This window comes from Burkholderia alba (assembly GCF_034721475.1).
GTDB lineage: Bacteria > Pseudomonadota > Gammaproteobacteria > Burkholderiales > Burkholderiaceae > Burkholderia > Burkholderia alba.
This window is the reverse complement of record NZ_JAWJWL010000161.1, coordinates 1-613: the sequence shown is the minus strand read 5'-3', so window position 1 is coordinate 613 and position 613 is coordinate 1. Positions and strand designations below refer to the sequence as shown.

Genomic DNA, 613 nt, shown 5'->3' with positions numbered 1-613 from the left:
GTGCTGAAGGAACCGGGACGAAGGCCGCAGGCGAAGAGTTACCTGTGGGCGCAGGTCAACGGCTCGGGACCGCCGGTGCGGATGTTCTCGTACTCGCCGGGGCGCGGTGCCCAGCATGCGCAGAAGCTCTACGCTGGCGTGCAGCCCGGCGCCGTGCTGATGACAGATGGATATGAGCTCTACAACGGCATCGCCCACGCTCACCAGCTCGTGCATCTCGGATGCTGGGCGCACGTACGCCGCGGCTTCATCAAGGCAGAGGAGTCGGTGCCGAAGGCGGCACGCTCGCCGGACCTGCTGGCGACGCGCTTCGTCGTGCTGATCGGCAGGCTGTTCGCAGCCGAGGCGCGCAGTGCAAAGTGGACGCCCGAATGCCGGCAACGGCTGCGCGCCCGGTACAGCGCCCGCGTGCTCGCCATCATCGAGCGCATGCTGGTCGAGCATCTGCCGGGCGTCGTGCCGTCGAGTCTGCTCGGCAAGGCATTGCAGTACATGAACGGACAGTGGCCCAAGCTGGTCCGATACGTCGATAACGGCAACTGGCCGATCTCGAACAACCTGTGCGAGAACGCGATCCGGCCGTTCGTCGTCGGCCGCAAGGGCTGGCTGTTCT

1 protein-coding gene is annotated in these 613 nt (G+C 66.4%); it reads left to right on the top strand.

Annotation, left to right across the window (positions count from 1 at the left end; genetic code table 11):
* Positions 1-613: IS66 family transposase (locus tag RZR99_RS33000; RefSeq protein WP_323123854.1), on the top strand; the 613-nt coding region annotated here is incomplete at both ends.